Raw genomic sequence first — 7,640 nt, forward strand, 5'->3', positions numbered from 1 at the left:
TTCGCGCGCGCGAGGCCGACTGCCTCGACCTCGGCGCCTCTCGCCGTGCCGGTCAGCCTTATGTACTCGGCCTCGCCGCTTCCTTCCTTGGCCCGGGCGTTGGCGTTGTTGGTCTTGATTTCAACGCCGACCTTGGATTTCGCGAGCTCGGCCTGCATTTCGGCCGTCCCCTTGGAGTGCTCCATCGCGATCCGCTCCTCCTGGGCCGATCGCTGCTTCTTGAATGTCTCGATCTCTTGGTTCGCGATCTCGCGTTGAGTGAGCACCTTCACTAGGTCTTCCGGCAAGATCACGTCCTGGATATAAACGCCCTTCGTCTCGACCTGATACTGCTCCAGCTGCTCGCGTATGTGCTCGAACGCTTCCATCTGGACCTGCTGGCGCGTCTCGATGAAGCGGATCGCGGGCATGCTCTGGAGCTTGTCGCGAAAGTGGTTGCCGACGGCCGCCTGCAGCACCTCGTTCACGAGGTTGCGCATGGTGCCTACCATCGAGATCACCCGCGGGGCCTTAGTGTCAGGGACGTGGATCTGGACCTGGAGGTCGATCTTGAAAACGAACCCCTCGCTGCTCTTGGCCACGATCTGCTGCAATTGGGCATCGAGGTGGTGGGCCTCCGACACTGCGTCTGCCCAGTTCAGGTTGAGGATCGAGGTCGGCACGATTTCGGCCTCGTAGCAGCGAGGATTGATCGGGTACTTGCCCGTGCGCAAGGGCTCCTGCCAGACGCCGCGGTGACCGGGTCGCACGAGGGATCCGAACTTGAACTCGGCACCGGAGGTGTCCTGGGTCACCAGTCCCACGTATGCCTTCATGACCGCCACCTGCCCCTGCTTCACCAGCAGCATCGGCACCTGCTCGACGGTCACAAGGAATGGGTTCAGGGCGTATGCCCCGTAAAGGAGGGGATCGTGCTGCAAGCCGATCTTGCCCCCGTGATCGAGAAACGCCTGGAAATCCTGGTAGTTGTTGTGCAGGTGGTTCTTGCTCGCGAGGAGGGCCTCGATGATGTCAGAGTCGGTCCCTCCTTTCTTCTCCATCTCCTCAACATCCGAGAAGGCCCCGAGGCGGCTGGCGATGTCGCCCGACTGGAGCGGCTCGCCCTCGTATGTCGTGACGATGCCCACGGTGTCGTAGGTCATGCCGTCGTCGTGCCTCTGCGGCTCGATGCGAACGAGATCGAGTTGGTCGCGCGAAAGGCCCAGCGCATCGGGCGTGATGGGGCCGCCGCGTCCAGCCTTGGCCCGCAGCTCGGGCGAGATGGGCTGGCCATACACCTCGCTCTTCGTGATGACCATGAAGCCGACTGGATGAATCGGAACCAACGTCCCCGGCGGCAGGACGGGTCGCTGCACGCCCTTCTGCCCGCCGCTACTGACGAAACTACGCAAGTCGGAGAAAGTGCCAAAGTCCTTCCTGTAAACCGCGGACTTTGCTCCGATGGGAAGCGGCCTGCCCACCTGAGCGATCACGACGCCGATCTCGCCCGCCGGCACCTGCACCCAGGGAAACCTGCTCACCGAGTAGACCAAGAATGGCTTGAAGCGAAGGCCCGGCATCAGCAGATCGGCTTGGTACCCGGCCTCTTTGTCGAATGCGATAGGGTTGTCTTGGCTCAGGCCGCGCCACCCGAAGCGCTTGGTGACGAGTCCGACCTCCGTCGGTCCGATGCGCCGGATCGACAAGATGAGGTAGAAGAACACGAGAGTAGTGGCGGCAGTTATCCAGGCCAGCGGACTGTTGAGGGCCAACATCGCGTAGCCTCCGTTCGGATCTAAGGGATTCGGCAATAAATTCTGGGCATGGCCCAGCCTAGGTGTCAATCAAAAGGGGGTGTCAGTGTTAGTGACGATCGGGGGAGGTCAAAAGTTCCTGACCCTTGACAACGCTGTCGCCCGGAGTCGGGAACTTCCCCCGAAACAAGTAGACACTTCTGACCCTACTTTTCTCTTCGCGGAGGAGTCAAAATACCCGTTGTTCGCAGGCGCGCTCCACCCTCGCACACTCCCATCGCGCTTCATGACGAAGGAGATTCCAGGAGTGTCTGTCCGGAGGCGCACAGGCTGGCAGCGGGACTGCGCCCGCCTCGGCGTCCTCGATTCAGAGCGTGCGCGTAGGCCCTCGTGGTCCGCACGATCTGCTACCCGAGCAGCTCTTGGACCTTGGCCAGATGTCAGAAGTCTGCGGGTCGCGGCCGCCGTGTCGATCGTTCCGTCCGAGGTCATTTGAATAGCGACGCTCCATAGCGAAGCACTGGTTGCATTTCGTCTGGAAGCACATCAGGTTCGTAAATTTCCAGATAGTTGACGTGCTTACCGGCAATGTTCGGGTTCATGCCCTTGTTGATCGATCTCTTCAAAGCGAGCGCGGGATCTCCCTCCGCCCCCATATTTCCGCTGTTGCGGATGCAAGAGGTGCGCAGTTGAAAACCGGTGACAATACGTCCGCTATAACCAATCACAAGAGCCGTGCCCTGAGGGCCCCGGTCCGGGCCTGGATTTCCATCGAGGTTGCTGTACTGAAGGACAAATCGGCGCTCCAAGCGACTCAATCCCAGGTCGATAATTGCGAGCTTGGTGCGCATATGCTCACGTCCATCGAGCTTGCCTTCGTCATTGATGTTAAGACCAAACCCCAGTGACAGAGAAACGTACTGATCCGGAAAGTCAGCCGCATAAACTTGCAGGACGTTCTGCCATGTCTCGATATATCTACGCGGGGTATAGGAGAGCTTGCGCCACTTCTCAACATCCTCTGGCGAGCTGGGCAACGTGAACTCCGCAGACACCGATGTCGGTCCGTCAGCTGCGACGATTCGAAAGGCAGGGGACTTGCCGTACCTCTCGCTGAGTTGTTTCAGGAACGCGAACCAATGTGTCAGGTACGCACCATCCCATGGCATTGGAAGCCGCTCAACTGTGCCTTTGCCAGGCCCATACTGTAGGGGAAACAATTCGGTCTTCGCGCCGTCCAGAGCCCATTCAGGAGCAAAAAAACCGGGGAAGATGAGGAGTTGTACCCACTTCTTTGATGATTCGGCAGTAGCGAATAGCTGATCCAGCTTCGACCAATCCGGTCTTCCCGGGACGGGTTCGATGTCACGCCAACGGATCTGAAGCGCGACGCCACTGATGAAGGGACTATTCAATGCTCGTAGGTCCAAGCGATCCTGTTGAGGCTTGTTCTCTATGACTACAACGAGTCCGCTTGGTGAAGAGTCATCCGTGGATGCCCGGTTGTGCCCGGGTTCTGCCACTGTAGCAGCCGGAACTAGCAGGATGGCGCTGACCAAAATGAGAGGAATGTGAAGAGCGAGTCGTGGACATCGTGGGGCACGGTGTCTCAACTTTTGTGGCTCCTCGGAATTATTGTCGAACATTGCCGGCACCCCTCCTGGCGCGCCGAGGAGGCGGGGAGGTCAACCCATTCGGTGGTTCGGTGGTGACGCTGCGTCACCACCGGTGGTTCCGTCGGCGCCACGTCGGTGATCATCGTTTGCCGATCTTGCCAGGCAGCCGCCAGCACCCGCACCGCCCAGACAGTCTCGGCCTGAAGTCTCTGCTATGCAAGCGGTTGCAGGACGGTTTGTCCCCCTGCGGCCGTGAATGGTCGACTCCCCGTCCACTCATCACGCCATATGCGAATGTCACCGACGATTGCAACACCGGGTTGGGCAGCTCGCCTTGGGGCAGGTCTGCGCGGAGGTTAGGGGTGACGGCTCGTACGGGTACGCACTCGATGGAATAATCGCCTCGTGGGTCGCCAAGAGTCCTCCGGCGTCCTGGTCGTAGGGGCAGGCGGGTATTTCGGTTCGCTTCTCGTCCAGGATCTGCTGCGCCACACCGACGCCAACCTCTTGGTCGCTGGGCGTCGCCGGAACGTGATGGATGGCCTGCTGCGTAGCGTCGGCCCCGGGCTCTCTCACCGCATGACTCCCTGCGTGTGCGACCTCACGCAGCCAGCCACCGTCGCCGCCCTGGTGCCCCTGGCCCGCGCCGCTGTGTGCGCAGCCGGCCCTTATCAAGGGCTCCCCCTGACGCTGCTCGAGGCCTGCGTCGAACACGGTGTGCCCTACATTGACCTGACAGACGACCGGGGATTCTTTGTGAAAGCAAGGGAGTGGGTAGGCCGGCAGGACAAAGCGGGCCTTCCCGCCGTGTGCGTCGGCTGGTCCGCAGTACCTGCCCTGTCGGGACTCCTGGCGCGGATTGCGGTCGAGGACATGGATCGGGTGGACGCCCTCTTCGTCCAGATCGCTCCCGGGAACCGCTTCCCGCGGAACCGGGGAACGGTCGCCTCGTTGCTGGCCTCCCTTGGCAAGTCCTGTCGGCTCTGTAGGGAAGGCGAGTGGCGGGAGGTCCCCGGCTGGTCCGAGCCGCGAACGTTCGATTTCCCTCTGCCCGTCGGGGGGCAGCGCGGGTATCTGGTCGACGTGCCGGACCACGAGATCTTCCCGGAGCTCTTTGGCGCGCGCCGGGTGGAGTTCCGGGTTGGGGCGGAGCTGGCCCTCTTCAACCATGGCGCATCCGTCTTGGCGTGGCTCTCGAGGAGGCTCAGGATCCAGTGGGGCCCCTGGGCCGGCTGGCTGGCTCCCGCGATGGGGGTTCTCGGCTTCCTGGGGCACGACTGGGGCGCTGTCGGCGTCGAGGCGTCGGGCTTCAAGGCTGGCCTACCGGTCCGCCGTCAGGCGTGCGTTCTCGCCGAGAGCTCGGGGCAGAGAATCCCCGTCATGCCGGCGGCCGTCATGGCAGCGCGTATGCTCTCGGGAAGAGCCGTGGAGAGGGGAATTGTCCCCGTGGATAGCTGGCTGAGCCGTGCAGAGCTTGAATTCGAATGCGACAGGCGCGGGCTCAACCTGACGGTGCGGGACCTGCCATGAAAGACGCCTCGTGGCCGCGCTTGAGCCGCGCGGCGTGGCTCGCGTTCGCGGCTCATCTCACGGCTGGCCTGGTGATGGCTCTGATCCTTCGCAATGGTCTGGAGACAAACGCTGACCTGGCGGACCGGCTTCGCTTTGTCGACCAGAGGAGGCTCTTGTGGACCGCTGGCTGGATCACCTGGACGGTGGCCGCCATAACCATACTCAACTTCTACGCCCGCTTTGCCGTGGCTCACGGGTCCCTGGGAGCGTCTCCGGCGCTCTTGAGGAGCGCGGTTCTCCTGACCGTCGCCGCGGTCGGCGCCGACTGGACCGCCCAGGCCGTCGAGATATTCGTGTTGCCTGGCTTGGCCGGTGCCGGGAACGCCCCGAGTTTCCTCGCCTGGCACCGGGCCGCGGTCTTGTTGACCGGTTTCCTGGCCAACGGCCTGTACACGATCTCGGCGCTGCTACTCGTGTGGGCCTCGCGCCGAGCTTATCCGCGATGGATCCAGATGGCGGGTTTCGGGGTGGTCGCCGGCGGCTCCATTCTCTCCGCGATGGCCTGGGCCAATTCTGCAGCCGGCATGCTCTTCGCGAATGTGTTGCTGGTGCCCTGTCTACTCGTTTGGCTGGCCGGGGTGGCGGCCTCCGCGACCCTCCATGCCCGAAGTCAGCTGCCGCGCTGAGAAAGGGGTGACGATTGGAACCTCGACGCGCATTGCGGGGTTCAAGGAACGGGGCCGTCACACCTAATAGAACGACCGGGGTCGGTATCGCGCCGGCCAAGACGCTCCATCGAGATCTTGAAGCCCTGAGGTTCATAATAGAAACGCTCTGGAGCAACGGGCCGTTGGAGGGGCACATCGGACAAGCGCTCCAATGTGGTCTAAGTCCCGCCACCAGCGGGTTCTCTTAAACACTAAGAGTGGGCAAGAACCGGTCTTGCTGCTGTAGGTTTACAAAGTTGGATCGCTACGGCTACGATCGGATCGATTCGTCGCGGCGTGGAGCGGCGGTCTTCCAACCCCTGCCCTGTGTCGACTGCTGCTAGGGAGAACTGCCAATGTTCGAGATCAAGGATGTCGTCGTTTTCGTGGATGGGCGACGGGAGGGCTCGGGGATCATCGAGTTCGCGGCCCGGCTGGCCCAGGAGCACGGGGCGCACCTGACCGGGGCCTTTGTCTGGCCTCCCCTGTCGAACGAGGGCTCTGCAGCTTACGTGAGGGGCCGAGCGATGCAGGAGCTGATCGCGAGCTACGACGCGGAGGTCTCGCTGCATGAGAAGAAGCTGCGGGAATCGTTCGAAAGGGCGGCAAGCGGAGGCGGGCTGCAGGCGGAATGGAGGTCCGTGCGGCACCTGTTGGCCGAGGACATGGTGGTCCATGCCCGCTACGCGGACCTGGCGATCGTTGGCCGTCCGGAGTCCGCCGGCCGTGATGCCGTCCCGCTCGACCTTCCGCAGACTCTGGTCCTGGCTTCGGGGCGGCCGGTCCTGCTCCTCCCCCCGGAGCCACCGACGTCGGCGGGACGCCGGGTCCTCGTGGGCTGGAACGCGGGCCGAGAGGCGACTCGGGCCGTCGCGGATGCTCTGCCGTTCCTGGCCCGCGCGGAGGCGGTGGAGCTGCTCGTCGTGGACCACGAGCGCCAAGGGTTGGACCACGGGGAAGAGCCCGGGGCCGACATCGCGCGCCACCTCGCCCGGCACGGCGTGCGGGTTGACGTTCGACGGATGGCTTCTGGCGGCGAGGACGTCGGCCGCCTGATCTTCTCGCGAGCCTCCGCGTTCGGAGCCGACCTCGTCGTCATGGGCGCCTATGGACACTCCCGGCTCACCGAGCTTGTCTTCGGCGGCGTGACCCGAACGGCCCTCCACGAGGCCAAGGTCCCGGTACTGATGTCGCGCTGAGGGAGGAGCAGGCTCCGCACCGCTGCCATGGCGCAGTAGCCACGCGAGCGGGGGAGCCCACGGAAAGGCGGTGGGGCTTGGTTCGGATGCGACGGATCCTCTGGCCCTGTGACTTCTCCGATTTTTCGCGACATGCCCTAGACCACGCCATTGTGCTGGCCCGCCGCTACAACGCCGAGATCGCCGCCGTACACGTCATCGCGCCGGTGCTCCCTGTCCTGCCCCGCCTTCCCTTCCCAAGCCCCCTTGCTCTCGAGCCCGGTACTCGGGAGTAGTTCGCGGAGGAGCTGCGCAAGTTCGCGGAGCCGGGCCGGAGCGCTGGCATTCCCATTGCCTTTGAGCTACGGGAAGGGAATGCCGCCACCGAGATTCTGGAGAAGGCAGAGGCCTGGCCTGCAGACCTGCTGGTCATGGGCACTCACGGCACAGGCGGCTTCGAGCGACGGGTCCTGGGGTCCGTTACGGAAAGGGTACTGCGTCGGGCGGTGTGCCCCGTCCTGATCGTGCCACGCCCGGCCACGGGGTCAGGATCCACTCCGCCTGCTCTCAACAAGAGCATCTCCTTGTGCCCGGTCGATTTCTCGGAGGCCTCGAAGGAGGCTCTGAAGCACGCCGTCTCCCTGGCCGCAGAGGCCCCCGCCCGGCTGATCGTGATGAACGTGATTTCGGTCTTCGCGTCCTCTGAGTCTCGGCCCGGGTTTTAGCATTTGGCCCTGGCCTCGCACTCTTGCAATTCGCGCTTCTTAGAGCGCCCCGACGCAAGCGGCACGCGCCGCCGCGGCAGGGGGGTTTCGCCCTCCACGCGCATGACTTCCCGCGGACCTCGCGGTAGTTCCAAAATCCTCAGCCCCTCCTGCCGGATGTTGATGGCCG

6 protein-coding genes and 1 pseudogene are annotated in these 7,640 nt (G+C 63.5%); 5 read left to right on the plus strand and 2 right to left on the minus strand.

All coding sequences use genetic code 11. The features are described from left to right. On the minus strand, nt 1–1,754 hold a 1,754-nt coding region (locus VN461_16225; GenBank protein ID HXB56323.1), incomplete at its 3' end, for an SPFH domain-containing protein. A 467-nt stretch (nt 1,755–2,221) separates the two neighbouring features. Then, nucleotides 2,222–3,163, minus strand: a complete 942-nt coding sequence (locus VN461_16230) for a hypothetical protein (GenBank protein HXB56324.1) — start codon at nt 3,161–3,163, stop codon at nt 2,222–2,224. A gap of 591 nt (nt 3,164–3,754) precedes the next feature. Here VN461_16230 and VN461_16235 point away from each other — a divergent pair. From VN461_16235 to VN461_16255, 5 genes and pseudogenes are all read left to right on the plus strand, one after another. Next, on the plus strand, nt 3,755–4,879 hold the full coding sequence (locus VN461_16235; GenBank protein ID HXB56325.1) for a saccharopine dehydrogenase NADP-binding domain-containing protein: 1,125 nt from the start codon (nt 3,755–3,757) through the stop codon (nt 4,877–4,879). Continuing rightward, the gene (locus VN461_16240) at nt 4,876–5,547 is read left to right on the plus strand and encodes a hypothetical protein (protein ID HXB56326.1); all 672 of its coding nucleotides are present in this window, start codon (nt 4,876–4,878) and stop codon (nt 5,545–5,547) included. The genes VN461_16235 and VN461_16240 overlap by 4 nt, the downstream gene beginning before the upstream one ends. Before the next feature lie 377 nt (nt 5,548–5,924). Next, nucleotides 5,925–6,767 carry a universal stress protein gene (locus VN461_16245; protein HXB56327.1) on the plus strand — a complete coding sequence of 281 codons (843 nt, stop codon included), beginning with the start codon at nt 5,925–5,927 and terminating at the stop codon, nt 6,765–6,767. A gap of 86 nt (nt 6,768–6,853) precedes the next feature. After that, nucleotides 6,854–7,264, plus strand: a pseudogene (locus VN461_16250) (universal stress protein). Nucleotides 7,265–7,330: 66 nt separating this feature from the next. Then, entirely contained in the window at nt 7,331–7,471 is a 141-nt protein-coding gene (locus VN461_16255; protein ID HXB56328.1) for a universal stress protein, read from the plus strand. Nucleotides 7,472–7,640 lie beyond the last annotated feature (169 nt).

It is taken from the genome of Vicinamibacteria bacterium (assembly GCA_035570235.1).
GTDB lineage: Bacteria > Acidobacteriota > Vicinamibacteria > Fen-336 > Fen-336 > DATMML01.